The organism is Pelomonas dachongensis, from assembly GCF_043555865.1.
Lineage (GTDB): Bacteria > Pseudomonadota > Gammaproteobacteria > Burkholderiales > Burkholderiaceae_C > Pelomonas > Pelomonas dachongensis.
On sequence record NZ_JBIGHY010000005.1, the window covers coordinates 397,319 to 421,759 of the forward strand.

Below are 24,441 nucleotides of genomic sequence, written 5' to 3' on the forward strand. Positions count from 1 at the left end.
TCGATATGAAATTCATCAACCCCAACACCTGCACCTGGAAGCACGCCATCGGCGAAGACGGCCCCAAGCCCGATCCCGATCCTGCCGCCAACCGCCTGCTGACGCTGGAGCAGTGGCACGCGATCAAAGGCCACTGGCCGACCGATCTCAAGGTCGCCATCGAGTTTCCGAACGATGCCGACATCAACGAGCTGGCGCGTGACCTGGACCGCATTGCCCTCGTCGTGCTGGAGTTCCCCAAGTGGACCGACGGCCGTGCCTACAGCCAAGCCCACATCCTGCGCAGCCGCCTCAAGTTCACCGGCGCCATCCGCGCGCGCGGCGAAGTGCTGGTAGACATGATGCAGCTGCTGGCCCGTACCGGCTTCGACGAAGTCATCCTGCGGGGCGACCAGAACCCCGCCTTCGCGCAGAAGGCGCTGGACCTGTTCGCGCCGGTGGGCTTCTACCAGGGCGACGTGGCCGAGACGCGGCCGTGGTTCCAGCGGAGCGCCGCGTGAGTGGCGTATCCGCCCTGCCCTGGGCCGCAGCGCCCGCGGCGGGCAATGCCATCGGCCTCTACGCCAAGTGGACGCCCGCGCTCGAAGCCAAGATCGAGGCCGCGCTGCAGCGCCTGCGCGACGCCAGCATCGCGCACGGCGACGGCCTGGTGCAGAGCAGCAGCCTGGGCGTGGAAGACATGGTCATCACCGACCTGATCTCGCGCACCGGCCTGCCGGTGCACATCTCGACGCTGGACACCGGCAAGCTGCACGCCGAGACGCTGGGCCTGCTGCTGCAGATCAAGGACCGCTATGGCTTCGAGGTCGAAGTCTTCAAGCCGGTGGCAGACGCCGTCATCCAGTTCGTTGCCCGCGAGGGCGAGGACGCGATGTACAAGAGCATCGAGCTGCGCAAGGCGTGCTGCGGCGTGCGCAAGATGGAGCCGCTGGGCCGCATGCTGGCGGGTCGCTCGGCCTGGATCACCGGCCTGCGACGCGAGCAATCGGGCGCACGCGGTGACGTGGCCTTCGACGAAGACGACGGCAACCACCGCCGCAAGATCAGCCCCATTGCCGATTGGACCTGGGCGGAGGTGTGGGCCTATGTCGAACGGTACGCCGTCCCCTACAACCCGCTGCATGACCAGTTCATGCCCAGCATCGGCTGCGCGCCCTGCACGCGCGCCATCGCGGTGGGAGAAGACTTCCGCGCCGGTCGCTGGTGGTGGGAGGACTCAACGAAAGAGTGCGGTCTGCACGCGAAGTCATGAATGCTGCTGTGAAACCTGAACAACTCATCGCCGACGTCGACCACGCGCACCTGGATGCGCTGGAAGAGGAAGCCATCTTCATCCTGCGCGAGGTGGCTGCCAGCTTCGAGCGCCCCGCCCTGCTGTTCTCCGGCGGCAAGGACAGCTGCGTCGTGCTGCGCCTGGCGGAGAAGGCCTTCAAGATGAAGAACGCCGCGCACGCCAGCGGCTATTCGGGCCAGTTGCCCTTCCCGATGGTGCACATCGACACGGGCCACAACTTCCCCGAAGTCATCACGTTCCGTGACCAGCGCGTCGCTGACATGGGCGAGCGCCTGATCGTCGGCCACCTCGAAGACAGCATGGCCAAGGGGACCATCCGCCTGTCGCACCCGCTGGAAAGCCGCAACGGCCACCAGACGGTGACGCTGCTGGAGACCATCGAGGAGCACAAGTTCGACTGCCTGATCGGCGGTGCCCGCCGCGACGAGGAGAAGGCGCGCGCCAAAGAGCGCATCTTCAGCCACCGCGACAGCTTCGGCCAATGGCAGCCCAAGGAGCAGCGACCCGAGCTGTGGACGCTGTTCAACACGCGCATCCGCCCGGGCGAGCACTTCCGCTGCTTCCCCATCAGCAACTGGACCGAGCTGGACGTGTGGCTCTACATCGCCCGCGAGAACATCCCTCTGCCGCCCATGTACTTCGCGCACGAACGCCAGGTCATCCGCCGCAAGGGCCTGCTGGTGCCGCTCACCGACGTGACGCCGCCGGAAGCCGGCGAGACGGTGGAGACCGTGCAGGTGCGCTTCCGCACCGTGGGCGACATGACCTGCACCTGCCCGGTCGAGAGCCCGGCCGCGAATGCAAGCGAGGTCGTGGCCGAGACGCTGACCGTGACGGTGAGCGAACGCGGTGCCACCCGCATGGACGACCGCACCAGTGAAGCTTCCATGGAGAAGCGCAAGAAGGAAGGGTATTTCTGATGAAGGCGCTGCGATTCCTGACCGCGGGTTCCGTTGACGACGGCAAATCCACGCTGATCGGCCGCCTGCTGTTCGACGGCCAGGCCATCCTGGCCGACCAGCTCGACACGCTGGAGCGCCGCGCCGCTGGGAGGCCCATTGACCTGAGCCTGCTCACCGACGGCCTGGAGGCCGAGCGCGAGCAAGGCATCACCATCGACGTGGCCTATCGCTACTTCGCCACCAAGACGCGCAAGTTCATCATTGCCGACGCCCCCGGACATGAGCAGTACACGCGCAACATGGTCACGGCCGCAGCGGGTTCCGACGCCGCCGTCGTGCTGGTGGACATCACCAAGCTGGACCTGACCGAAGCCGAAGTCACGCTGCTGCCGCAGACACGTCGCCACTCGCTGCTGGCCCAGTTGCTGCGCGTGCCCAGCATCGTGTTCGCCATCAACAAGATCGACGCGCTGGACGACGCAGGCGCCGGCTTCGCCAAGGTCAAGACGGCGCTCGACAAGTTCGCTGCCGCGGCCGGCTTGAACGTGGCCGCCACCGTGCCGGTCAGCGCGCTGCGTGGCGACAACGTGACCCAGCCGTTGGACGCACCCTGGTGGAACGGCGAGAGCCTGCTGCAAGTGCTGGAGCGCCTGCCCACGCTGAGCGAGCGTGCCGACGCGCCGCTGAGCCTGCCGGTGCAGTACGTGCAGAAGGATGCCTACCAGTCCAACGGCACCGGCGTGCAGCCGCGCGTGCTGTGGGGCCGCATCGCCCACGGCGCGGTGAAGGCGGGCGACACCATCGAGGTCCTGCCATCCAAGCAGACCGCCGTCGTGTCCGAAGTGCGCCTGTCCGGCGAGACCGTCGGCAGCGCGCAAGCTGGCGACTCCGCCGGCCTCGTGCTGGACCGCCAGCTCGACGTCAGCCGGGGCGACTGGATCGTCACGCCCGGCTCGGCCACGCAGACCAAGACCTTCCCCGCCACGCTGGCCTGGCTGGACACCGAAGCCGCCAAGCCCGGCCGCAAGTACTGGGTGCGCCACGGCAACCGCTGGGTGCAGGCGCGCATCTCGGCCATCGACTCGGTGCTGGACATCAACACGCTGCAACCACAGGACGCGCACGAACTGCCCGTCAACACCATCGGCCGCGTGCAGATGGAAGTGCAGCACGAGCTCCCTGTCGAGCCTTTCGTGGACAACCGCGTCGGCGGCGCGCTGATCGTCGTCGACCCGGCCAGCCACCGCACCAGCGGCGCGTTGCTGGTGGACGCGCCGCCGGCGGCTGCGGCAGAAGAGGCCTGGTAATGCCCGCTGGCCGTGTGATCTTCGTCAGCGCCGGCCCCGGCGCGGCGGACCTCATCACGGTGCGCGGCGCGCGCGCGCTGGCGACGGCCGACATCGTGCTGGCCGACGCCCTCGCCGATCCGGCGCTGCAAGACCTGGCACCGAACGCGCGCTGGACCTACGTCGGCAAACGCGGCTTCGAGCACTCGGCCAAGCAGGCGGAGATCAACTCGCTGCTCGTCCAGGCCGCGCGGGACCACGCCGTCGTCGTGCGGCTGAAGGGTGGCGACGCCAGCATCTTCGGCCGCCTGGAAGAAGAACTGCAGGCGCTGGCTGCTGCCGGCATCGACAGCGAAGTCGTCCCCGGCGTCACGGCGGCGTCCGCCGCCGCCGCGCTGACGCAACGCCCGCTGACCCGCCGCGGCCGCGGCCGCAACGTGAGCCTGACGACGGCCATGACGGCCGATGGCGAGCTGCGTGCGGCGCTGTCGGCCGACACCGAGGTCTTCTACATGGCCGGCCGCCAGCTCGACACGCTGGGCCCCAAGCTGCAGGCCGCCGGCTGGGCGTCGGACACGCCCGCGCTGGTCGTCAGCCGCGCCGGTTGCCCCGACGCACGGGCCAGCGACCACCGGCTCGCCGACCTCGCCGACGCCGCCCCGCTGCACGGCGGCCGACCGGCTGTTCTCATCGTTGGCACGGGCGCACTGCCCGCCTCCAATAAAATTGCTGTTTCGCCCGAAATTCCGCCGCTGAAGGCGCCCCTTACTTCCCAGAGCCGCTCATGACCCACGTCGTCACCGAAGCCTGCATCCGCTGCAAATACACCGACTGCGTCGACGTCTGCCCGGTGGACTGCTTCCGCGAAGGCCCCAACTTCCTGACCATCGACCCCGACGAGTGCATCGACTGCGCCGTGTGCATTCCCGAGTGCCCGGTCAACGCGATCATGCCGGAGGAGGATGTGCCGGGCGATCAGATCCACATGATCAAGATCAACGCCGATCTGGCCAAGGGCTGGCCCAGCATCACCAAGCGCAAGCCGGCGCTGCCCGATGCCGACGACTGGAAGGACAAGACGGGCAAGCTGCCCGAGCTGATCCGCTGAACTCGCTGCCCATGCAGGCCCCAGCGTCGCCCCCCGAACTGATCGAGACCGACGCCGTCATCGTCGGCGCCGGGCCAGTCGGCCTGTTCCAGGTCTTCGAGCTGGGCCTGCTGGAGATCAAGGCCCACGTCGTCGACAGCCTGGCCTACCCCGGCGGCCAGTGCATCGAGCTGTACCCCGACAAGCCCATCTACGACATCCCAGCCGTGCCCGTGTGCACCGGCAAGGAGCTGACCGACAACCTGCTCAGGCAGATCGAGCCTTTCAGTGCGACCTTCCACCTGGGCCAGGAGGTCACGGTGGTCGACAAGCAACAGGACGGCCGCTTCCGCGTCGAGACGAGCAAGGGCACTCGCTTCCTCACCAAGACCGTCTTCGTCGCCGGCGGCGTGGGCAGCTTCCAGCCGCGCACGCTGAAGGTTGAGGGCGTGGAGCCGTTCGAGGGCACGCAGGTCCACTACCGCGTGAAGACGCCGGCCGATTTCGCCGGCAAGAACCTCCTCATCATCGGCGGCGGCGACTCGGCGCTGGACTGGGCTTTGAACTTCTGCGCCGCGTACGCTGACGGCAATCCTCACAAGGCCCAGAGCGTCATGCTGATGCACCGGCGTGACGACTTCCGCGCCGCGCCCGCCAGCGTTGCGAAGATGCGCGAGCTGTGCGACGCGCAGGAGATGCAGCTCATCATCGGCCAGGCCGTGGGCATTGCCGAACACGAGGGCCGGCTGACCGGCCTGAAGGTCGCCGGCAACGACGGCGTCACCCGCGTCGTGCCCTGCGACCAGGTGCTGACCTTCTTCGGCCTCAGCCCCAAGCTCGGCCCCATCGCCGACTGGGGTCTGGCGCTGGAGCGCAAGCAGGTCGTCGTCGACACCGAGAAGTTCGAGACCAGCGTGCCGGGCATCTTTGCCGTCGGCGACGTGAACACCTACCCGGGGAAGAAGAAGCTCATCCTCAGCGGCTTCCACGAAGCCGCACTGGCCGCGTTCGGCGCAGCACCCTACGTGTACCCGGACAAGCGCGTGCACCTGCAGTACACGACGACCAGCCCCAAGCTGCACAAGGTGCTCGGCGTGGAGTCGCCGGTGTTCGACTGAGTGGCCGCCGCTGGCGTGCAAAGCCGCCCCCGGGCGGCTTGTTTGCGTCAGGCGCGTTGACGATCACGCCTCGCTGCGAAGCCCCCGGATGACCGGTTGCGCGCAGAACTTGCCGCACGTCGGGGCGGCGGGTCAGCCGTCCGAACGGCCAACCGCTGGGACGGTCAGCCGCCCCGACCCAGATGGCCGCGGACTTCGTCGGCATCATCACCCACGGCAGCCACGGCCACGCGCAGCTCGGCCTCGGTCACACCGAGGGCCTGACACCAGCCGTGCACTTCATGCTCCTCGGCCAGGCCGATGCGCGACGCTTGTGAGGTGCTGGAATCAAAGGTGAGGTCGGACATGGGGTGCTCCTGTGGGAATCGTTGCTGCGACGCAGCAAAAACCGTTCCCAGCAAAGCCTGCCGACAGCCGCGCCCATAGAATGCGCTCCGCCGGCGGCATGTCCGCCGGTCTTCGCTAGGGGTGTTGCGCCAGCCACGGCAGGCGCGACTGAGACAGTCCCTTTGAACCTGATTGAGGTAATCCTCGCGCAGGGAAGCAGCCGAACCGCAGGCCTCCGTTTTTCCGTTTCGTCTCCCGGGGCCCGGCGTCTTCAGTGTTTGCCGACCTGCCATCGCTCCGAGCTTCGATGGCAACGCCTTTCTTTTCCGTTTCCGTTCTTGCCGCCGCCGCGGCACTGCTTGCCGCCGGCCTGGCGGATGCGCAGTCCCTGCCCCAGGTCAGCGTGACCGGCAAGGCCGTCGAGGCCGCTCCCGGCCTTGCCGGCTTCACCGAACCGCCCGCCAGGCTGCCCATGCAGGTGCTGAGCCTGTCGTCCGAACGCCTGGCCGACCTCGGCGTCAGCCAGTTGTCCGGCCTGACCAAGCTGGACGCGTCTGTGTCCGACGCCTACCAGGCCGCCGGTTACTGGTCGCAGCTGAAGGTGCGCGGCTTCGACCTCGACAACCGCTTCAACCTGCGCCGGGACGGCCTGCCCATCAGCGGCGAGACCGCGCTGTCGCTGGCCAACAAGGCGGCCGTGGAGGTGCTGAAGGGCAGCTCCGGCTTGCAGGCCGGCACCAGCGCGCCTGCCGGCCTGGTGAACCTCGTCGTCAAGCGCCCGCTGGCCGACGACGCGACGACGCTGATGCTGGGCGCGATCGAAGGTGGCACGCTGGAGGCCAGCCTGGACCACTCCCAGCGCTTTGGCGCCAACCGCGAGTTCGGCCTGCGCGTGAACCTGGCAGTGGCCCGGCTGGACCCGCAGGTGCGCAACACCAAAGGCAACGCACACACGGCGGCGCTGGCGGCCGAGTGGCGCCCCCGTGTGGACACGCTCGTGGAGGCCGAGGTGGAGTTGAACCGCCAGAGCCAACCCAGCCAGGACGGCTTCAGCCTGCTGGGCAATCAACTGCCCGATGCGAGCCGCATCGACCCCAATCTGAACCTCAACAACCAGCCCTGGACGCTGCCCGTCGTCTTCGACAACACGCATGCCTCGTTGCGCGTGCAGCACAAGCTGGCTGGCGGCTGGCGCGCCCAGGCCGCGCTGGGCGCGCAACGCCTGCGCACCGACGATCGCAACGCGTTCGCCTTCGGCCTGGACTGCAACGAGAACAGCACGTTCGACGGCGTCTACTACTGCGACCGCTTCGGCCCCGACGGCCGCTTCGACCTGTACGACTTCCGCAGCGAGAACGAGCACCGCGACACCACGTCGCTGGACATCTCGGCCAGCGGCCCCGTGCAGCTCGCCGGCATGCGTCACGAACTCACGGTCGGCGGCCTGACCAGCCAGTTCAAGAGCCGCTTCCAGCAGCAGGCCTACAACTTCACCGGTATCGGCCACATCGACGGCAGCGTCGTCACCGCACCCAAGCCTGCCCTGACCGGCGAGAACACCCACCGCGACGAACGCAGCAACGAGCTCTATCTGCGCGACCGCGTGGTGCTCGGCAGCGACACCAGCCTTTGGATGGGTCTGCGTCACACGCGGCTGGATCGCAAGAGCGTGCGCACCGACGGTTCGCGCCCGACCGACTACGCGCAGAGCGTCACGACACCATGGCTCGCGTTGAGCCACGCCATCGCCAGCGAGTGGCTGATCTACGCGAGCTGGGGACAGGGCGTGGAGAGCGAGGTTGCACCCAACCGTGCGCGCTACAGGAACGCCGGCGAGGCCTTGCCCGCCTTGAAGAGCCGCCAGATCGAGGCTGGGCTGAAGACCGGCACGCAACGCGTCGAAGGCGCGCTGACCGTCTTCGACATCCGCCGCCCGCTGTGGCGCGACGTCTTGTTGCCCGGCTTTGCCGAATGCAGTGCCGACGACAGCTGCGAACGCCGCGCGGATGGTGTCGCCCGCCACCGAGGCGTGGAGGCCAGCGCCGACCTGAAGTGGAGCGGCGGTGGCCTGTTCGCCAGCGCCATGCACCTGCGCGCACGCCGCCAGGGCAGTGCTGACGCCAGCCTCAACGGCCTGACGCCACCGAACGTCCCCAAGACCACGCTGAAGGCGCAGCTGCGCCAGGACCTGCTGCCGGGCCTGCAGGTGCAGCTGGGCCTGCGCCATGAAGGACGACGCTTTGCGACACCCGACAACAGCGTCGCTGTGCCGGCCTGGACCGTCGCCGATGCGGGCCTGCGCTACACGGCGGGCACCGGCTCGCAAACCTGGATCTGGCGTGCTGCCATCGACAACGTCACCAACCGCCGCGCCTGGCGCGAATCGCCTTGGCAGTTCGAGCACAGCTACCTCTACCCGCTGGCGCCGCGGACTTTCCGCACGAGTCTCGAAGTCCGTCTCTGATGCCCTTGAAAAAACTGCTATAGTCACGGGCTCTGTTCCTCGATAGCTCAGTCGGTAGAGCGCCGGACTGTTAATCCGTAGGTCCCTGGTTCGAGCCCAGGTCGGGGAGCCAGAAATTCAAGCCTGATGCGCAAGCGTCAGAAAACCCAAGACGCGTGGTGCAACCGCTTGCCACGCCGACATCAAAGCACTTTTCCTCGATAGCTCAGTCGGTAGAGCGCCGGACTGTTAATCCGTAGGTCCCTGGTTCGAGCCCAGGTCGGGGAGCCACTTCAGAAGCCCTGCATGTCTAAGCGTGCGGGGCTTCTTTCTTTGTGGTGAACAGCGCTGTGCCGCTCCAGCGCGACTGGGGAAGTCTCCCAAGTTTTGGGGATGCCGCGTCCTCAGGTCACGCCGATAGTCGATCGCTCCGCAATCCCAGGGCAAAAAAACGATGGACGACTATTGCGTCAACAAGGCAGCGCAGTCCAACGGAGACCACGAGGTGCACAAGAAGGGCTGCATGTATTGGCCGTCGACTGCGAACGTGCAACTGCTGGGCCAGTTCAACAACTGTGCTGATGCCGTACGCGCAGCAAGGCGCTACTACACCCAGGTGAACGGCTGTCGAACTTGCTCCTTACCCTGCCACACACAGTGACTTGGCCAGTCTCGGACATCCGGACTTCTGAGCAAGCCATAGACCTGTTGATCCGTAGGTCCCTGGTTCGAGCCCAGGTCGGGGAGCCAAATCGAAAGCCTCACACGCGCAAGCATGTGAGGCATTTTTCTGGGCACGTCCAGCCCGCGAGGGCGAGCTGTCTGCCTATCTTGCTTGAAACGCCCGGCGGTGCGGATGTGTCAAACGCGCCCCACGCCGTCAAACGCCGTCTTCCGCAGTTCATCCATGACCTCGGCGAGGCTGGGCGCCAGCTCTTTCCACGCAGCGGCGTCGAAGTGGCGGGGGCGGCGTAACTGCGAGGTCTGGGCGCGCTGCAGACGGCAGCCGGCGCAGCCGAAGACGATGCTGTTGCCGCAGTCCTGATCACGCAGGACAAGGATGCGACCGTCGAATGCGCGGCGGATCCGCTCGACGTGCACGGCGTAGTCGCAGTGACCCATGTGCAGGTTGACGACCAGCAGGCCCTCCGGCTGCAGTGATTCCCTGCAGTCGTCGTAGAAGGCCTGCGAGCACAAGGCAGGCGGGATGCCATCGGGGTCGTAGCCGTCGACCATCAACACGTCCATGCGATGCGGCGGCGAGCGCACGAAGTCTGCGCCGTCGCCCCGGCGCACCGCGAAGAGGCTGTCATCCGGCGGCACGTGGAACACGTCTCGCAGCGCGATGACGTGCGGATTGATCTCGACGACGTCGATGCGCGCCTTCGGCAGGTAGCTGCGGCAGAACTTGGCCAGCGAACCACCGCCCAGACCGATCATGCCCATGGTGTCCGGACTGTCGTTGAACAGCAGGAATCCCATCATCGTGCGCGTGTAGTCCAGGTCCAGAGCCAACGGCTTGAGCACCTGCATGCGGCTCTGGATCTCGCTGATCGAGAAGTGCAGCGCCTTAGTCGTCAGCGTCTCGTAGACGAACGGCTTGACGTGGTCCTCGGCATGGGCGGTATGAGGCATGGTCGGCAAAGTTGTCAGCGATGGGCGTCGGCTGCGTCGGCCCGCACGCCAGCAATGCTGAGGTGAGCCGATCGGGCAGACAGCCAATTCAATTGGCATTAGATATGTTCGCAATTATCATGCGATTTACATAGGAGACGCTCAATGGAGCAGAAAACCGCACGACTCACGGTCCTGATCGACCCGGACAAAAAGAAGGCCTTCGAGACGCTTTGTGCGCAGCAGGACGTCACCCCGTCGCAGGTGGTGCGGCGCCTCATCCGCGACTACCTGGCGACCCACGGCGTCGGCTTCGGTGCTGGCGGCGACAAAGAGCGAGAGGCCGGCTGACCTGTTGCCGCACCTCCATTCGACCCACTGAATCTCTCCCGAACCCCATGAGCACCCTGCCCGCCTGCCCCCAGTGCCAATCCGCCTACGCCTATGAGGACGGCACCCAGCTCGTCTGCCCCGAATGCGGCCACGAATGGTCGGCGCAGGGCTCCGAGGCGGTGGCGGCCGAAGCGGCCCGCGTCATCAGGGACGCCGTCGGCAACGTACTTCAGGACGGCGACACGGTCACCGTCATCAAGGACCTCAAGGTCAAGGGCTCGTCGCTGGTCGTCAAGGTCGGCACGAAGGTCAAGAACATCCGCCTGGCCGACGGCGACCACGACATCGACTGCAAGATCGACGGCGTCGGCGCGATGGGGCTGAAGTCGGAGTTCGTGAAGAAGGCCTGAGCGGCCGGGCTCGAGCCCACGCCGGGGAGCCACGAGGACAGACAGCCTGGGCGCTACAGCGTCGCCAGGCGGTCGTCGCCGTCAGGAAAAGTCGCGCGCCTCGTCGTCCGGCGTCCACGCGATGACGTCGTCGCCACGCAGCCGCTCCGCATCGGCCAGGCCGATGGCCTGTGCGACGTCGCCGGGAAACGCGTCGGCCAGCGCCTCGCCCTCGATGTCGAGTTCGTGCGCGCGGGCACTCCAGATGGACAGGTGCAGCAGGCTTGCCAGCGTCTTGTCTCGCGCGTCCTGCGGGTCGCACTGGTGGCGAATCGCCTCGACGATGCTGTCCGGGAACAGCCAGCGCGCGGCAAATGCGGCGCCGACCTCCGGGTAGGCATAGCCCAGGTCGGCGCGCTGGGTCTCGTGGCGGTCATCATCGGTCGGGAACGGCGGCTGCAGGCTCTCACGCCCGGGCATCGCCATCTTCAGCACCAGGTCGCCGGTGCCGTGCAACAGGCCGGCGGTGAAGGCGAGGCCCTTGTCCAGCCTCAGCTCTTCAGCCAGCGACTGCGCGATCTTGGCCACGTCCAGGCTGTAACGCCAGAAGCTGGTCATGTCCGCCCCGGGCACGCCTTTGAAGGCGCCGCCCACGGCCGCCGCCTGGACGAGCTGACGTGTCGCCACCAGCCCCAGCCGGGCTGTGGCGGCCTCAATGGTGCCGATGCGCTGGTCGCCCGCGCTGTAGCGCGCCGAGTTCACCAGGCGCAGCAGCCGCACGGCCAGACCGATCTCGCCGGACAACAGTTCGTTGATGCGGCGCAGGTCGGGTTCTTCCTTCTGCAGTTCGGCAAGCACCCGGCTGACGCCTTCCGGCAGCGACGGGATCAAGGTCTCGGTGGCGAGCAGGGCTTCGAGTTTCACGGGGCACCTCGCGTTGAATGGCCCAATGCTACTGGGCTTCGCTGGGGAAGTGCGACCGGCCGCCGCCGTGCTGCGCGGACAATGCCGCGCCGCTGTACCGCGAAGACCCTCCCCGCTTCGGCCCAGGCCACGCGAAGACCGAGCCACGCCCCTTGAACACCCTGGAACAACTCCGCGCCGGCGCCCTGTCCGGCGCCCGACGACTGACACTGCGCGCCGACCTGCGCGAACTGCCCGAGGAGGTCTACACGCTGGCCGACTCGCTGGAAGAGCTGGACCTGTCCGGCAATGCGCTGGACGACCTGCCCGCCGATCTGCCGCGGCTGCACCGGCTGCGCGTCATCTTCTGCTCCAACAACCGCTTCGCGCGCCTGCCCGAGGTGCTGGGCCGTTGCAAGTCACTGGAGATGGTGGGCTTCAAGGCCAACCACATCAGCGACGTGCCGGCCGCGGCGTTGCCGCCGCGGCTGCGCTGGCTGATCCTGACCGACAACCGCATCGAGGCGCTGCCCGACGAACTGGGCCGCCGCGCCCGTCTGCAGAAGGTCGCGCTGGCCGGCAACCGGCTGACCGCCCTGCCCGCCACGATGGCCGGCTGCGAGCGGCTGGAGCTGCTGCGGATCTCTGCGAACCAATTCGAAGGTCTGCCGGACTGGCTGCTGACGCTGCCACGTCTGACGTGGCTGGCGCACGGCGGCAACCCGTTCAGCGCCGCGCAGGAAGCCGAAGCGCTCGACAACGCGCCCATGCCGCGCGTGAACTGGGCGGATCTGCAGGTGCAGGCGCTGCTGGGCGAAGGCGCGTCGGGCCACATCCACCGGGCTGCGCGCGCAGACGGCACGGCCGTGGCGCTGAAGGTGTTCAAGGGCGAAGTCACCAGCGACGGCCTGCCCGGCACCGAACTGGCGGCCTGTCTGCAGGCCGGCGCGCATCCGCACCTGATTCCCGCCACCGGCCGGCTCAGCGGGCACCCTGGCGGCGCCGACGGCCTGCTGATGCCGCTGATACCGCCGCGCTTTCGAACGCTGGCCGGCCCGCCCAGCCTGGCGTCCTGCACGCGCGATGTCTACGACCCGGCGCTGCAGATGGCGCCCGGCGCGGCACTGCGGCTGGCCACGGGCATGGCCGACGCGCTGGCGCACCTGCACGCACGCGCGCTGACGCATGGCGACTTCTACGCCCACAACATGCTGCACGACGGCGACGGAGAAGGCCGCCTGGGTGACTTCGGCGCGGCCTCGTTCCTTGCCAGCGTGCCGCCGCAGCAGGCCGCCCGGCTGAAGGCGCTGGACGTGCGCGCGCTCGGCTGCCTGCTGGAGGAGCTGGGCCCGCGCTGCGCACAGCACGCCGACGCGGTGCAGGTGCTGGCCGATGCATGTCTGGCCGCTGCGGTCGACACCCGCCCGGCCGCGCACGACGTCGCACAGCGCCTGCGCCGGCTGGCACTGCCGTGCGGCTGACGCATGGCGTGCTAGCGTGCGCGCCATGAGCGACGCTGGCGCCCTGTCCCCGCCCGACCTGCCAGAGCCCCCCGGCCCGGCAGGTGCGTGGGCACCCGCCGCGCCGCTTGACGCCGAGCCGAAGCTGCAGGCCGGCAGCGCGCAGGAATGGCGCATCAGCGGCGACTGGACGCTTCTGGCGCTGCGTGGCCGCTACGAGGAGTTCCGCGCGCGCATCGCCGACGCGGTGGCCGCCGGGGGCGACACGCTGTGGGACCTGCGGGCGGTCGGCCGGCTGGACACCGCTGGCGCGCTGACGCTGTGGCAGGGCTGGGGCCAGCAGCGGCCCGCGCGGCTGCTGTGGCTGCCCGAGCAGGCGCTGCTGTTCGCGCAGTTCATGCAGCCCACCACGGCGCCGCAACGCCGGCCGCGGCTGGGACCAGGTCTTGCGCTGCTGCGTGCGAGGCTGCTGGGGTTCGCGGGCCATGCGGTCGACCTCACCGCGCTGACCGGGCGGCTGCTGCTGGATTTCGCGCAGGGCCTGCGCCACCCGTCGCTGATCGCGTGGCGCGAGATCTCCGCCAACGTGTTCCGCACCGGCGCACAGGCGCTGCCCATCACGGCGCTGGTGGGCTTCCTGGTCGGGTTGACACTGTCCTACCTGATCTCGCGCCAGCTGAAGACCTACGGCGCTGACATCTTCGTCATCAACATCCTGGGCCTGGCCGTGCTGCGCGAGCTGGGCCCGCTGCTGGCGGCCATCATCGTGGCGGGCCGCTCGGGCTCGGCGATGACGGCGCAGATCGGCGTCATGCGCGTCACGCAGGAGCTGGACGCGCTGTCCGTCATGGGCATCTCGCACACCGTGCGGCTGGTGCTCCCCAAGGTGCTGGCGCTGGCCGTGTCGTTGCCGCTGGTGGCGCTGTGGACCAGCGCATTGATGCTGCTGGGCGGCATGGCCGCGGCCAGCGCGCAGCTCAAGCTGGACCCGACGCAGTTCCTGCAGGCGCTGCCGGGCGTGGTGGAGCCGGTCAATTTGTGGCTGGGCTGGATCAAGTCCATGCTGTTCGGCGGCCTCATCGCACTGCTGGCTTCGCACTTCGGGCTGCGCGTGCGGCCCAACACCGAGAGCCTGGGCCAGGCCGTCACACAGTCCGTGGTCACGGCGATCACGCTTGTCATCGTGGTGGACGCCATCTTCGCCGTGCTGTTCTCGGACGTGGGCCTGTGACATGAACGACACCATCGTCGAAGTCGATAACGTCACCACGGTGCTGGGCGGCCACGTCATCCACCGCGGCCTGAACCTCACCGTGAACCGGGGCGAGGTCGTCGCGCTGATCGGCGGCTCGGGTTCCGGCAAGACCACGCTGCTGCGCCTGCTGCTGGGGCTGGACGTGCCGCGCGAAGGCACGGTGAGGATCTTTGGCCACCCGCTGGGCGGCTGCGCCGCGCGCGACCTGGAGTGCGTGCGCTACCGCTGGGGCGCGCTGTTCCAGCACGGTGCGCTGTTCTCGGCGCTGAGCGTGTTCGACAACATCGCGCTGCCGCTGCGCGAGCTCAAGAGCGTGCCGCCCGACCTGCTCAAACCGCTGGTGATGCTGAAGCTGGCGCAGGTGGGCCTGAAGCCCGAGGACGCAACCAAGCAGCCGTCGGAGCTGTCAGGCGGCATGGTCAAGCGCGTGTCGCTGGCGCGCGCGCTGATCCTGGACCCGCAGCTGTTGTTCCTGGACGAACCCACCGCCGGGCTGGACCCCGACAGCGCCAAGCAGTTCGTCAAGCTGCTGCGCCGGCTGCGGCAGGAGCTGGGGCTCACCGTCGTCATGGTCACGCACGACGTCGACACGCTGTTCGCCGTCGCCGACCGCGTGGCGGTACTGGCAGACCAGCACATCATTGCCAGCGGCCCGCTGGCCGACGTGGCCCGGCTGCCCCACCCCTTCGTGCGCAACTTCTTCCTGGGTCATGTGCAGCGCTGCGCGGAAGAAGACCTGCAGCGCTTTCGCCTCAGTCTCGATGACACCAGCGACGATGGCGGCGTGCCCGCCGTGCTGCGTGACGAAGCCAACGTTTGAACACCATGGAAAACAAAGCTCACGCCATCGCCGCCGGCCTGTTCCTGCTGCTGCTGGGCCTGGCCCTGGCGGCCAGCGTCGCCTGGTTCCAGGGCGACCGCACGGCGCGCGTGCACTACACCGTCGTGTCGCGCAGCGGTGTCTCCGGCCTGAACCTGAAGGCACCCGTCAAGCTGCGCGGCGTGGAGGTCGGCTTCGTGGACAGCATCGGATTCGACCCGCAGGACCCCCGGCAGATCCTCGTGGGCATCGCAGTGGACGCCGCCGCGCCGGTGTCGGCCGCAACGCACGCGCAGCTGGGCCTGCAAGGCGTCACGGGCCTGTCCTTTATCGGTCTGGAAGAAACCGCCACCAACGCCCCGCTGCAGCGTGCGGCGCCGGGTGCGCGCATTCCACTGCAGCCCGCACTGCTGGACCGCCTGGCGACCAGCGGCCCGCTGCTGATCGCCCGGTTCTCCGAGGCTGCGGAACGGCTGAACCTGCTGCTCAGCGACGACAACCGCACGCAGTTGGGCCGGTCGCTGCAGAAGCTGGAGCAGGCCGCCACCGACACCAGCCAGCTGATGACCGCACTGCAGCCCGGCGCCCGCGCGCTGCCCGGCCTGCTGAAAGACGCCGATGCCACGGCGCAGCGCGCCACCGCCGCGCTGCGCGAGATCGAGGCGCTGGCCGCCGACGGCCGCGCGCTGACACAGGACTTGAAGACGCGGGTCGCCGTGCTGGACCAACTGGGCGGCGCCGCCGCCCAGCTGCAGGCCAGCACGCGCAACCTGGAACTGGCGCTGGTGGGCGACACCCCGCCGCGCACGCGCCCCCTGGTGACGGACCTCTCCGCCGCCAGCCGCAGCGTGGAGCGCGCCGCCCAGGGCCTCGGCGACCAGCCGCAGAGCCTGCTGTTCGGCCGCAGCCCGCCACCACCCGGCCCCGGCGAGCCGGGCTTTGCCGAACGGCTGAAGGAAGGTGGCCGATGAAGCACGTTGCCACGCTGCTCGCCACGCTGGCGCTGACCGCCTGTTCGCTGGCCCCCACCGCCCTGCCCCAGGCCGTCTATGACCTCGGCCCCGGCGCGGGCACCGGTGCAGTGGTGACGACCACCGGCGGCCCGCTGGCCTGGCGCATCGCCGACGTGACCGCACCGCCCTGGCTGTCCAGCGACGGCATCGCCTACCGGCTGAACTTCCAGCAGGCGCAGCGGCTGGCGCACTACCGCGACAGCGCCTGGGCGGCCCCGCCAGCCGCGCTGCTGACCCAGCGCCTGCGCGAGCAGCTCGCCGCCATGCCCGGCTGCGCGAGCAGCTCGCCCGCCCTCCTGGCCGTGCACCTGGACCAGTTCGAGCAGCAGTTCAACAGCCCTACCGACAGCCATGTACAGCTGCGTCTGACCGCCACGCTGTGGCCGGCCGGTGGCGAGGCCGCGCGGCAGCAGACCTGGTCGCTGGACCGGTCCTCCACGCCCGACGCAAGCGGCGCCGTGCGCGGGCTGGCGCAGGCGGTGGACGCCTGGCTGCCGCAGCTGGCGGGCTGGCTGGCGTCGAGCTGTCAGAACCCTTGAGACCGTCCCACTAACGGCGCGCTGCCAGCCAGCGCAGGAAGGCGTCCACCGCCATCGGCCGGGCGCGCAGCCAGCCCTGCGCGGCATCGCAGCCGAGCTGGCGCAGCAGGTCCCACTCTTGCTGCGTCTCCGCGCCTTCCGCCACCGTGCTCAGTCCCAGGTTGGCGCCCAGGTCGATGGCAGCCTTCAGCAAGGTGATGGTGGCCTTGGAGTCGCCGGCATTGCGCACGAAGCTGCGGTCGATCTTCAGTTCGTGCAGCGGCAGCCGGTGCAGGTAGGACAGCGAGGACTGGCCGGTGCCGAAGTCGTCGATGGACCACTCGAAGCCCATCGCGCTGATGTCGCGCATGCGGCCGGCCACCTGCTGCGGATCGTTCATCACGACGCTTTCGGTCAGCTCCAGCCGGATGTCGGTGGCGCGGGCACCGGTCTCGGCCAGCAGCCGCTGCAGCGTCTCGCCGAAGCCGGCGGCGGCGATGTCATGGGCCGACACGTTGACCGCGATCTGGCAGGCCAGGCGCGCCTGCTGCAGCTCGCGCGTGATCTGCATCGCGCGGCGCAGCACCCAGTCGGTGATGCCGCGGATGGCGCCGATGTCCTCGGCGAACGGGATGAACTCCACCGGCGGCACGGTGCCGCGCGCCGGATGGTTCCAGCGGATCAAGGCCTCGGCGCCAGTCACGCGGTCGTCCGCGAGTGCGAACTTGGGCTGTAGCAGCAGCTCGAACTCGTCCTCCTGCGCCGCGCGCCGCAGCTCTGACACCAGCGACAGCTGGCGCGCGCTGGCCTTGCGCAGCTGCGGCGAGAACAGCGTCCAGCCGGTGCCGCTCTGGCGGTCCTGGTGCAGCGCAATCTCGGCGTTGGACATCAGCTGCTGCATGGCCGTGCCGTGCGCCGGCGCCATGGCCACGCCCCAGGCGGCGCTGATGTCCACCAGATGGCCGCGCACGCTCAACGGAGCGGCAAAGATCGTCGCGGCGAGCTGCCGGATGGACGCGTCGCCGTCGTCGCGCGGCACGGCCAGCGCGAACTGGTCGGCGTACACGCGCGCCACCAGCGCCAGCCCGAACACGGCCGTGGCGGCGCGCAGCCGGTCGGCCACGGCCACCAGCACCGCGTCGCCCACTTCATGGCCCAGCGCTTCGTTGATCGCGTTGAAGCGGCGCAGGTTCAACATCAGCACCACCGGCTCGGCCCGCTGGCGCGCCAGCCATTCGTCGCCCAGCACGCGCATCTGCTCGCGGTTGGCCAGCCCGGTCAGCGGGTCCCGGCGGAACTCGTCCAGCATGGCGATGTCGGCCGCGCCGCTTTCCAGCTGCACCATGCGCCGCGCCTCCGAGGCGAGGGTCTTCTTCTGCTGCTCCAGCTCCCGGTAGCGGTCCAGGTGGCCGTACGCTGCCTGCCAGTCGCCCAGGTCGCGTGCCAGCTGCGCGAAGGAGCGCCAGTAGTGCGAGTCCAGCACGCGGTGGCTGGCGGAGAAGAACGCGGACAACTGCACCGCCTCATCCAGCGCCAGCCGCGCCTGCGCCGGTTGGCCCAGCGCCTGCAGGTACATCGCCCTCGACAGCGCCAGCTGGCAACGCACGTCGTAGCTGCGCTGCGGCGGCGGCACCTGCTCCACGAACGCCAGGCAGCGGCGTGCGTCGTCCAGCCGTCCCAGCCGGGCATGAACCTCCGCACCCAGCGCATGGAACTGGTTGACTGCTTCCGGGTCCAGTCCGGCCTGCCGGCTCGGGAAGGCCCAGGCCGACAGCAGCGGCAGCACCTTGTCGAAGTTGCCCAGCGCGTGGTGGATACCGGCCAGGCAGGCCACGGCGCTGAAGCGGATCCAGCCGCCGACGCCACCGCTGCTGTCCAGCACGCCCTTCAGCACGCGCAGCGCAGCCAGCTCGTCACCGGCCAGGTAAAGCGCGATGCCCAGGTTGGCCGACGCAGCCTCGCACATGCCCTTGTGGCCCATGGACCGGGCCAGCACCAGCAGCTGGTTGGCATGGCGCAGGTAGGCGGCGGGATTGCCCAGTGTCTGGTACAGGTACAGCGCCGGCCACAGTGCCACGCTGCGTTCCAGCGGGTCGGCCAGCTTGTCGATTTCGGGGAGCAACTGCTCGAAGGTCGCCACCGCCTTGAGCACATCGCCGCCATAGGCCGCGGTGCCCATCGCGAGGCTGGAAGCGATGACGGCGCCGTCGCGGTCGCCGCTGGCCTGCAGCCGGGCGGCCAGTTCGAGGTAGCGCGGGCTCGCCTGCACGCCCTGCGGCGCCAGCCGCACGGTCATCAGGTCCAGGCGCAGTGCCAGCAGACTGCCGGGGTCATCGCCCTGGGCCGCGCGCCAGCGCTCCAGCTCACGCTGGGCCTGGTCCATGCCGATCAGCCGGGCCTGCCAGATCTCGCGGAACGCGACCGCATGCCACGCGGCGTCGGCCGCAGCCGGCGCGCTACCGCGCGCCATGCGAGCGGGGCGGGACAAGGCGGCTCCTGTGGTGTCCAAGGCTGGCGCCCCCACCGCCTGCGCCGTCGGGATGCCTTCTGCGTCCCGACTGTGCTTGTGCATGGCAAACCGGTCTCGGCCGAAAAAGGGCGGCATGCTAGGGGTGATTCCCAGGATCGTCGATACCGCCTGGCAGGAGTTCCCGGGTCACGCACCGCTTTCGTGGGTTATTTCACGGCGCGGCGTTGCAGTGCGTGGGTCGGGGCCGTTAGACGTCCAGCTCGTAGACCGTGGCCGCCGCGCGCTGGGCTGGCGTGTGGCCGGCCAGCGCGCGGTCCCATTCCGGCCCGGTGGCGCCGGTGCTGGCGCGCGCCGTCTTGATCAGCTCGGTCACCTCCTCGGTGCCCGCGTCGAACTCGGCCACCGGCGTCCGGTCAGCCAGCAGCAGCCGCGCCCGCGGGCCGTCGGCGGCGTCGATGACGACACAGTAGCGCGACACCTGGCGGTGGGTCTGCTGCGCATGCCGGGGCGGCACCTCGTGTCCAAAACCGTCGTTCATGGGTCCTCCTCAAGAATTTTTCAAAATTGCAGTGGCAGCGGCTCGGTGGCCGACCAACCGGGGTGTTGCTCCAGCTCCACCTTGCGCGCCACCAGCCGCGCGCACTGGCGCAGGCAGGCCAGCGCGTTGTCGTGCAACTCCGGTTGCGGCGCGCTGCTGAAGCAGCACACCGTGCCGTACACGCGACCATCGGGCAGCACGACCGGCGTGCTCAGGTGGGCGCCCACCGGGATGCCCGCGTCGGGCAGGCTGGCGTCGGCGACGAAGGGCGCGGCGTCAGTGACGAGTTCAGGCAGCCGGCCCTGCACGACGGCCTGGCAATAGCTTTGCTCCAGCGGCGCCGAGTCGCCGGTGTGCAGGCCCAGCGGGTCGCCGCCGTCGACGAAGCGGAACACCCGCCGGCCATCGACGAACTCGGACACGAACACCACGTCCATGCGCAACTGCCGGCGCAGCGTCAACAGCACGTCGGTGATGCGCTTGTCCAGCGCCGGGTCGTGGCCGTCGGCGGTGGCCACCATCAATTCCGAGATCGTGACCTCCAGGTCCTGCAGGTCCAGCGGTTCCAACGGCGGCATGGGCGTTTCTCCGGGCGATGAGGCCCATCATCCGCGCGTCCGGCGGCAGCGGCCGAGTAACCCTAGGTTTCTCTGGGGAGCCCCTCCAAACGCGCAGGCGGCTGACTCAAATGCGGCGGCCGGGGTAAACCCACGTGCGGAGAAGGAACAGGTACGATATGTTTATTGAACCGCTGTTTCATTTTTCCATCGTGACTTCATCTTCCACGGCCACTGGCCGGCCGGTGTCCATCGCCGCTCTCGGCGAATGCATGCTGGAACTGCAGGGCCAGGCCTTCGGCCAGCTGCGCCAGACCTTCGGCGGCGACACACTGAACACCGCCGTCTACTTGTCCCGCTGCGGCGGCCCGCAGCTGCGCGTGCACTACGCGACGGCGCTTGGCGACGACAGTCTCAGCACCGGCCTGCTGGAGCGCTGGACCGCCGAGGGCGTGCAGACCGGCCTGGTGCAGCGCCTGCCCGGCCGGGTGCCGGGGCTGTACCTGATCGAGCTGGACGGCAACGGCGAGCGCCGCTTCCACTACTGGCGTGGCCAGGCGGCGGCCCGGTCCTACTTCGAATCGGCAGCGACGGCCCTGGAGGAGCAGGCCGACGCGCTGGACGCGCTGTACCTGTCCGGCATCAGCCTGGCCATCCTGCCCCAGGCCGGCCGCGAACGCGTGCTGGCGCTGATGAACCGCATGCGTGCCGCCGGCAAGGTGGTCGCATTCGACAACAACTACCGCCCGCGCCTGTGGGACTCGGTGGCCGACGCCCGCTACTGGTACGGCCGCGCGTTCGCCGCCGCCAGCGTCGCGCTGATCACCGCCGACGACCACCAGGCGCTGCATGGCCTGCCCACGCTGGAAGCCGCCGTCAGTGCGGCCCAGGCGCTGCCGGTGGCCGAAATCGCGATCAAGCGTGGCGCGCTGCCCACGCTGGTGGGCGGCGACGGGCAGTGGCAGGAAGTGGCCGCCGAGAAGGTGGAGCGCGTGGTGGACACCACCGCCGCCGGCGACAGCTTCGCTGCGGGCTATCTGAGCCAGCGTCTGCGCGGCGTGGGCGCGGCCGAGGCCGCTGCCTTCGGCAACCGGCTGGCGGCACGCGTCATCCAGCACCCCGGCGCGCTGATCCCGCGCGACGCGATGCAAGACCTGATGGCGGGCTGATGCGGGTGCTGTGGGCGCTGACCCTGATGGCCGGCGTGGCCCAGGCCCAGCCTGAATCGACGACGACGACGGCGCCGCTGCACCCGGCCACCTACCTGCACGCCGGCTGGGCGCAGACCCACGGCGGCCAGGGCGGCCCGATCATCCGCGTGACGACACTGGCGGCCGAGGGCCCTGGCAGCTTGAAGGCGGCATTGGACACACCGGGGCCGCGCATCGTCGTGTTCGAGGTCGGCGGCGTCATCGACATGGGCGGTGCCGGCTACAGACTGCGCGAGGGCCGCGTCACCATCGCAGGCCAGACCGCGCCCGACCCCGGCATCACGCTGGTGCGTGGCGAGTTCGACATCGCTGCAGCCGACGTCATCCTGCAGCACGTCAGCATCCGCCCCGGCGCCTATGGCCGCGCCAAGCGCAGCGGCCGCGATCAAGATGGCATCACCACGTCCGAGGGCGCACGCCGCGTCATCGTGGACCACTGCAGCTTCTCGTGGGCCACCGACGAGAACCTGTCGGTGGGTGGGCCGCGCTTCAAGGGCGCGACGCCCGACGACTGGCGCGAGACCACGTCGCACGAGATCACCTACAGCCACAACCTCGTCTACGAGGGGCTGGGCGAGGCGGTGCACACCAAGGGCGAGCACAGCAAGGGCACGCTGATCCACGACAACGCCAACCGCATCCTGCTGCTGGGCAACGTCTACGCCTCGAACCGCGAACGCAACGCGCTGTTCAAGGGCGGCGCGTGGGGGGCGATGGTCAACAACCTGATCTACAACCCCGGCGCCAGGGCGGTGCACTACAACCTCATCGCGCACGAGTGGCTGGGCCGCCCCTACCAGGTCGGCAAGATCACGCTGGCCGGCAATGTCATGCGTGCAGGCCCTGGCACGGTCGAGCGGCTGCCGCTGTTCACGCTGGGCGGCGTAGGGGATGTCGAGCTGTTCGAGCAGGACAACCTCGCCCAGGACCGCCACGGCCAGCCGCTGCCGCTGACCGGTCGCTACACCAGCAGCACCGCGCAGATCGTGCCGGTGCGCCAGCCCTACCTGCCCGCCGGCCTGAACTGGCTGCCGGCGCGCGAGCTGGAAAAGCTGCTGCCGCTGGTGGTGGGCTCGCGGCCCTGGGCACGCGACCCGCTGGACTTCAAGCAGCTGTCCGACATCGCCGAGGACCGCGGCACGCTCATCGACGACGAGACTCAGAACAACCCCGACGGCCTGCCCAAGCGCAAGCCGACGCAGCGCGCCTTCGTCGAGGCCGACTGGAACCTCGCCGACATGAGCCCCAAGGCCGGCTGGCCGTCGCTGTTCAAGCAGGTGAACAAGTGACGTTGCTGCGCCGCGAACTGCTGGCCCTGCTGGCGGCGCCGTCCACGGCGCTGGCGGCCGCCGACTGCAGCGACGCGCCCGGCCTGCCCTACCTGCCGCCGTGCCGGCCCTGGCCGAAAGGCACCGAGGGCCAGCGCAAGGCGGACATGGGCGACGGCAGGTTCATGAACCCAGTGCTGGCCGGCGACCGGCCCGACCCCTCGGTGCTGAAGGACGGCGACGACTACTACCTGACGCACTCCAGCTTCGAGGCGCTGCCGGGCCTGCTGATCTGGCACTCGCGCGACCTCGTCAACTGGCGGCCCATCGCGAACGCGCTGCTGCAACCGGTGGGCAGCGTGTGGGCGCCGGACCTGTGCAAGCACGGCAGGCGCTACTACCTCTACCTGCCCGTTAAGGCCCAGCCCAACGACATCCTCGTGACCTGGGCCGACCGCATCGAGGGGCCGTGGTCACAACCGCAGCCGCTGGGCCTGCACCGGCACATCGACCCCACGCACGTGGTCGGCGAGAACGGCCAGCGCTGGCTGTTCCTGTCCGGCGGCGACCGCGTGAAGCTCAGCGCCGACGGCCTCAAGGTTGCTGGCCCCATCGAGCACGTCTACGACCCCTGGCGCTATCCCGACGACTGGGATGTCGAGAGCTTCTCGCCCGAGGGACCCAAGATGCTGTTCCACGGCGGCTGGTGGCACATGGTGCTGGCCGTGGGCGGCACGGCCGGGCCGCCAACCGGCCACATGGTCATTGCGGCCCGCGCGCGCAGCCTGGACGGCCCGTGGGAGCAGGCGCCGCACAACCCGCTGATGCGCACGACCTCGTCGCGCGAGCGCTGGTGGTCGCGCGGCCACGGCAGCCTCGTGCAGGGGCCGCGCGGCGACTGGTGGATGCTGTACCACGGCTACGAGAACGGCTTTCACACCCTGGGCCGGCAGATGCTGCTGGCGCCAGCACGCTTCAGCGCTGACGGCTGGTTCCATGTCGAGGCCGACGACGGCGTGCCGATGACGAAGCCGCAAGGCGGCCAGGAGGTCGCCCACGGCCTGCCGCTGTCCGACGACTTCGCCGGGACTGCCCTCAAGTCGCACTGGCAGTTCCTCAGCGGCGGGACAGGCCAACTGGCGCGCGCCCGCGTGGCCCGCGGCCGGCTGCACCTGCGCGCCACCGGCAAGGACCCAGGCGACAGCCCGCCGCTGGGCTTCATCCAGGGCGACCCGGCCTTCGAGGTCGACGTGGACGTGGACTTCGACGAGGGGGTGCAGATCGGCCTGATGATGTTCTACAGCCCCAAGCTGTACGCCGGCATGGGCGCCAACGCCCAGGGCTTCCGGCTGCTGCGCTACGGCCAGGACCTGCGCGCCGCGCCCCGGCCCGCCGGCATCGCCCGCACGATGCAGTTGAAGCTGAAGTGCGCCCGCCATGTGCTGACGCTCTACAGCCGCGCCGACGCCAGCCAGCCCTGGACCAAGTTCCCGGTGCAGATGGACGTGACCGGCTACCACCACAACGTGGGCGGCGGCTTCGCCAGCCTGCGCCCTGCGATCTACGCGGCTGGCAGCGGCGAAGCGCGCTTTGCGAACCTGCGCTACCGCGCCCTCGACTAGGCCGCGGCACCCA

The 24,441-nt window shown here is 69.3% G+C and carries 24 protein-coding genes, 2 tRNA genes and 1 riboswitch; of the genes, 20 read left to right on the forward strand and 6 right to left on the reverse strand.

Annotation, left to right across the window (positions count from 1 at the left end; all coding sequences use genetic code 11):
• Positions 1 to 5: 5 nt before the first annotated feature.
• From ACG02S_RS16075 to ACG02S_RS16105, 7 genes are read left to right on the forward strand one after another with little or no spacing between them, the layout of a single operon-like run.
• On the forward strand, positions 6 to 500 hold the full coding sequence (locus tag ACG02S_RS16075) for a DUF934 domain-containing protein (RefSeq protein ID WP_394471481.1): 495 nt from the start codon (positions 6 to 8) through the stop codon (positions 498 to 500).
• Positions 497 to 1,252, forward strand: a complete 756-nt coding sequence (locus ACG02S_RS16080) for a phosphoadenylyl-sulfate reductase (protein WP_394471482.1) — start codon at positions 497 to 499, stop codon at positions 1,250 to 1,252. The genes ACG02S_RS16075 and ACG02S_RS16080 overlap by 4 nt, the downstream gene beginning before the upstream one ends.
• Positions 1,249 to 2,214, forward strand: coding sequence for a sulfate adenylyltransferase subunit CysD (cysD, locus tag ACG02S_RS16085; RefSeq protein ID WP_394471483.1), 966 nt, complete (start codon positions 1,249 to 1,251; stop codon positions 2,212 to 2,214). Before ACG02S_RS16080 ends, cysD begins: the two co-directional genes overlap by 4 nt.
• Positions 2,214 to 3,503 carry a sulfate adenylyltransferase subunit 1 gene (locus ACG02S_RS16090; RefSeq protein WP_394471484.1) on the forward strand — a complete coding sequence of 430 codons (1,290 nt, stop codon included), beginning with the start codon at positions 2,214 to 2,216 and terminating at the stop codon, positions 3,501 to 3,503. Before cysD ends, ACG02S_RS16090 begins: the two co-directional genes overlap by 1 nt.
• A complete protein-coding gene (gene cobA, locus ACG02S_RS16095) occupies positions 3,503 to 4,270 on the forward strand; it encodes a uroporphyrinogen-III C-methyltransferase (protein ID WP_394471485.1) in 768 nt (255 codons plus the stop codon). The genes ACG02S_RS16090 and cobA overlap by 1 nt, the downstream gene beginning before the upstream one ends.
• Complete coding sequence (gene fdxA / locus ACG02S_RS16100) at positions 4,267 to 4,590, forward strand: ferredoxin FdxA (RefSeq protein WP_394471486.1); 324 nt, start codon at positions 4,267 to 4,269, stop codon at positions 4,588 to 4,590. The genes cobA and fdxA overlap by 4 nt, the downstream gene beginning before the upstream one ends.
• Before the next feature lie 11 nt (positions 4,591 to 4,601).
• Complete coding sequence (locus tag ACG02S_RS16105) at positions 4,602 to 5,687, forward strand: NAD(P)/FAD-dependent oxidoreductase (RefSeq protein ID WP_394471487.1); 1,086 nt, start codon at positions 4,602 to 4,604, stop codon at positions 5,685 to 5,687.
• A gap of 164 nt (positions 5,688 to 5,851) precedes the next feature.
• On the opposite strand, the gene ACG02S_RS16110 is transcribed toward ACG02S_RS16105, so the two are convergent.
• Positions 5,852 to 6,034 carry a DUF3606 domain-containing protein gene (locus ACG02S_RS16110; protein ID WP_394471488.1) on the reverse strand — a complete coding sequence of 61 codons (183 nt, stop codon included), beginning with the start codon at positions 6,032 to 6,034 and terminating at the stop codon, positions 5,852 to 5,854.
• Between the two features lie 107 nt (positions 6,035 to 6,141).
• Positions 6,142 to 6,246, forward strand: a riboswitch (TPP riboswitch).
• Between the two features lie 75 nt (positions 6,247 to 6,321).
• Between ACG02S_RS16110 and ACG02S_RS16115 the strand changes: the two genes are divergently transcribed.
• The 3 genes from ACG02S_RS16115 (at position 6,322) to ACG02S_RS16125 (ending at position 8,748) form a co-directional block, all read left to right on the forward strand.
• Entirely contained in the window at positions 6,322 to 8,478 is a 2,157-nt protein-coding gene (locus ACG02S_RS16115) for a TonB-dependent siderophore receptor (protein ID WP_394471489.1), read from the forward strand.
• Positions 8,479 to 8,514: 36 nt separating this feature from the next.
• Positions 8,515 to 8,590: transfer RNA gene (locus ACG02S_RS16120), tRNA-Asn, on the forward strand.
• 82 nt (positions 8,591 to 8,672) lie between these two features.
• A tRNA-Asn gene (locus ACG02S_RS16125) sits at positions 8,673 to 8,748 on the forward strand.
• Between the two features lie 570 nt (positions 8,749 to 9,318).
• Here ACG02S_RS16125 and ACG02S_RS16130 read toward each other — a convergent pair.
• Entirely contained in the window at positions 9,319 to 10,092 is a 774-nt protein-coding gene (locus ACG02S_RS16130) for a spermine/spermidine synthase domain-containing protein (protein ID WP_394471490.1), read from the reverse strand.
• 144 nt (positions 10,093 to 10,236) lie between these two features.
• Between ACG02S_RS16130 and ACG02S_RS16135 the strand changes: the two genes are divergently transcribed.
• Together ACG02S_RS16135 and ACG02S_RS16140 are read left to right on the forward strand one after the other, a co-directional pair.
• Complete coding sequence (locus ACG02S_RS16135; protein WP_394471491.1) at positions 10,237 to 10,422, forward strand: ribbon-helix-helix protein, CopG family; 186 nt, start codon at positions 10,237 to 10,239, stop codon at positions 10,420 to 10,422.
• Between the two features lie 47 nt (positions 10,423 to 10,469).
• Positions 10,470 to 10,814, forward strand: a complete 345-nt coding sequence (locus tag ACG02S_RS16140) for a zinc ribbon domain-containing protein YjdM (RefSeq protein ID WP_394471492.1) — start codon at positions 10,470 to 10,472, stop codon at positions 10,812 to 10,814.
• Positions 10,815 to 10,895: 81 nt separating this feature from the next.
• Here the strand turns inward: ACG02S_RS16140 and ACG02S_RS16145 are convergent, their stop codons facing one another.
• On the reverse strand, positions 10,896 to 11,717 hold the full coding sequence (locus ACG02S_RS16145) for an HDOD domain-containing protein (RefSeq protein ID WP_394471493.1): 822 nt from the start codon (positions 11,715 to 11,717) through the stop codon (positions 10,896 to 10,898).
• Positions 11,718 to 11,869: 152 nt separating this feature from the next.
• Between ACG02S_RS16145 and ACG02S_RS16150 the strand changes: the two genes are divergently transcribed.
• From ACG02S_RS16150 to ACG02S_RS16170, 5 genes are read left to right on the forward strand one after another with little or no spacing between them, the layout of a single operon-like run.
• Positions 11,870 to 13,177 carry a leucine-rich repeat-containing protein kinase family protein gene (locus ACG02S_RS16150; RefSeq protein ID WP_394471494.1) on the forward strand — a complete coding sequence of 436 codons (1,308 nt, stop codon included), beginning with the start codon at positions 11,870 to 11,872 and terminating at the stop codon, positions 13,175 to 13,177.
• A 58-nt stretch (positions 13,178 to 13,235) separates the two neighbouring features.
• A complete protein-coding gene (locus ACG02S_RS16155; protein WP_394471555.1) occupies positions 13,236 to 14,387 on the forward strand; it encodes an ABC transporter permease in 1,152 nt (383 codons plus the stop codon).
• A 1-nt stretch (position 14,388) separates the two neighbouring features.
• On the forward strand, positions 14,389 to 15,231 hold the full coding sequence (locus tag ACG02S_RS16160; protein WP_394471495.1) for an ABC transporter ATP-binding protein: 843 nt from the start codon (positions 14,389 to 14,391) through the stop codon (positions 15,229 to 15,231).
• Positions 15,232 to 15,236: 5 nt separating this feature from the next.
• On the forward strand, positions 15,237 to 16,202 hold the full coding sequence (locus tag ACG02S_RS16165; RefSeq protein ID WP_394471496.1) for an MlaD family protein: 966 nt from the start codon (positions 15,237 to 15,239) through the stop codon (positions 16,200 to 16,202).
• On the forward strand, positions 16,199 to 16,783 hold the full coding sequence (locus ACG02S_RS16170; protein WP_394471497.1) for an ABC-type transport auxiliary lipoprotein family protein: 585 nt from the start codon (positions 16,199 to 16,201) through the stop codon (positions 16,781 to 16,783). The genes ACG02S_RS16165 and ACG02S_RS16170 overlap by 4 nt, the downstream gene beginning before the upstream one ends.
• Positions 16,784 to 16,793: 10 nt before the next feature.
• Here the strand turns inward: ACG02S_RS16170 and ACG02S_RS16175 are convergent, their stop codons facing one another.
• The 3 genes from ACG02S_RS16175 to ACG02S_RS16185 form a co-directional block, all read right to left on the reverse strand.
• Positions 16,794 to 19,250, reverse strand: coding sequence for a putative bifunctional diguanylate cyclase/phosphodiesterase (locus ACG02S_RS16175; RefSeq protein ID WP_394471498.1), 2,457 nt, complete (start codon positions 19,248 to 19,250; stop codon positions 16,794 to 16,796).
• 229 nt (positions 19,251 to 19,479) lie between these two features.
• Positions 19,480 to 19,770 carry a hypothetical protein gene (locus ACG02S_RS16180; protein WP_394471499.1) on the reverse strand — a complete coding sequence of 97 codons (291 nt, stop codon included), beginning with the start codon at positions 19,768 to 19,770 and terminating at the stop codon, positions 19,480 to 19,482.
• 20 nt (positions 19,771 to 19,790) lie between these two features.
• A complete protein-coding gene (locus ACG02S_RS16185; protein WP_394471500.1) occupies positions 19,791 to 20,348 on the reverse strand; it encodes a GAF domain-containing protein in 558 nt (185 codons plus the stop codon).
• A gap of 191 nt (positions 20,349 to 20,539) precedes the next feature.
• On the opposite strand from ACG02S_RS16185, the gene ACG02S_RS16190 reads away from it, so the two are divergent.
• The 3 genes from ACG02S_RS16190 to ACG02S_RS16200 are packed head-to-tail and all read left to right on the forward strand — an operon-like array spanning position 20,540 to position 24,428.
• Positions 20,540 to 21,496, forward strand: a complete 957-nt coding sequence (locus ACG02S_RS16190) for a sugar kinase (protein ID WP_394471501.1) — start codon at positions 20,540 to 20,542, stop codon at positions 21,494 to 21,496.
• The gene (locus ACG02S_RS16195) at positions 21,496 to 22,827 is read left to right on the forward strand and encodes a pectate lyase family protein (RefSeq protein WP_394471502.1); all 1,332 of its coding nucleotides are present in this window, start codon (positions 21,496 to 21,498) and stop codon (positions 22,825 to 22,827) included. Before ACG02S_RS16190 ends, ACG02S_RS16195 begins: the two co-directional genes overlap by 1 nt.
• Positions 22,824 to 24,428 (forward strand): family 43 glycosylhydrolase, encoded by a 1,605-nt coding sequence (locus ACG02S_RS16200; RefSeq protein ID WP_394471503.1) that lies wholly within the window; start codon positions 22,824 to 22,826, stop codon positions 24,426 to 24,428. Before ACG02S_RS16195 ends, ACG02S_RS16200 begins: the two co-directional genes overlap by 4 nt.
• Positions 24,429 to 24,441: the final 13 nt, after the last annotated feature.